The sequence below is a fragment of the Syntrophomonas sp. UBA5494 genome, assembly GCF_002426325.1.
Genome location: NZ_DIPG01000038.1, coordinates 82,415 through 83,819, shown reverse-complemented (window position 1 = coordinate 83,819; position 1,405 = coordinate 82,415). Strand labels below are relative to the sequence as shown.

Here is a 1,405-nt window from a genome sequence, read left to right as displayed (position 1 = left end):
ATATAACCAGCTTCTTCACTGACATTGGCCACCATCTCATCAAGCTGCATTTTTACCAGGCGCCCTTCCACTCCCAGTTCAACGATATAGTATTCTATCTCTCTGGCAATGCGCAATACTTTAATAGCGCGTTTCAAAACCTCGCATACTTCCGAAACCGTAACCATATCTTCAAATTCCAGTCCGCTGAGCCTATGTAATTCCCGCCCCAGTACATTGCGATGTTTCTCCAGGGTTTGCAGGGCTTGATTGGCCTTGACCAGGATGGAGTTTAAGTCCCGTAGGCGAAAGGTGATGTTGCCCTGATAGAGGGTCACTTGCTTGCGCCGCTGTGAAATCGCTACCGCCAGCTCACCGGTTTGCCGGGCTACCCTCTGGGCGGTGCGATGGCGTATACCGGTTTCGTTGGAAGGCAGAGCGGAATCTGGAGAAAGCTGCACATTGGCTTTAAGGATCCTGGTGGCATTATGGTTGGTGATAATGGCTCCGTCCATTTTGGCCAGCTCGTAAAGCCGGGCCGGGCTGAACTCGCAGTCAATATGAAACCCGCCGTTCACAATGGCCATCAGCTCCGGCGAATCCCCCACCACGATCAATCCCCCGGTATTGGCTTGCAGAATATTTTCTACCCCAATCCGGAACACTGTTCCTGGCGCCAGCATCTCCAGGTATTTCTTGAACGGTCCCTGATAAATATCTTCCAACCCCATCATCCTTCCCTTATCAACTCTAGAATCTCGTCTATAGTCTGCACTTCAATGCCAACCAGGTTGGCCATTACTGGCAGTTTGCCCTGTTTAGGGACTACCACTCGCTGATATCCCATTTTGGCGATCTCTTTTAAGCGCAGTTCCAGATAGGGCACCGGCCTTATCTGTCCGGAGAGACCCAGCTCCCCGATAAATACGGTATCAGCCGGTATTATAATATCCAAATGGCTTGAAATAATGGCCGCCGCAATGCCGAAGTCCACTGAGGGATCTTTCAAAAAAACCCCGCCGGTAACCTTTAAAAATACATCACAGGCCGACAGGTGGAAACCCAGGCGCTTCTCCAAAACCGCGGTTATCAGAGCCAGGCGGTTTTGGTCTATTCCGGTTGCCATGCGTTTGGGATAACCGGGTCCTGAAGGGCAAACCAGAGCCTGAACCTCGATCAATAAGGGACGGCTGCCCTCCACACTGGTGGTGATAGCGTTCCCTGAGGTAAATACCGCCTGTGAGCTTAAGAATATGCTGGCTGGATCCAGGACTTCATGCAAACCGTCCGGTCCCATTTCCAGTAACCCGATCTCATCTGTGGATCCAAATCGGTTTTTGACTGCCCGCAATATCCTGAAAGAGAAACTCTTATCACCTTCGAAAGAGACCACCACATCCACCATGTGTTCCAGGACCTTGGGGCC

General features: G+C 51.2%; 2 protein-coding genes. Both read right to left on the bottom strand.

Annotated features, from left to right (window positions below; genetic code table 11):
- On the bottom strand, positions 1–713 hold a 713-nt coding region (disA, locus tag B3W37_RS04165), incomplete at its 3' end, for a DNA integrity scanning diadenylate cyclase DisA (protein ID WP_483174864.1).
- On the bottom strand, positions 710–1,405 hold a 696-nt coding region (locus B3W37_RS04160; RefSeq protein ID WP_483174862.1), incomplete at its 5' end, for a magnesium chelatase domain-containing protein. The genes B3W37_RS04160 and disA, both read right to left, overlap by 4 nt.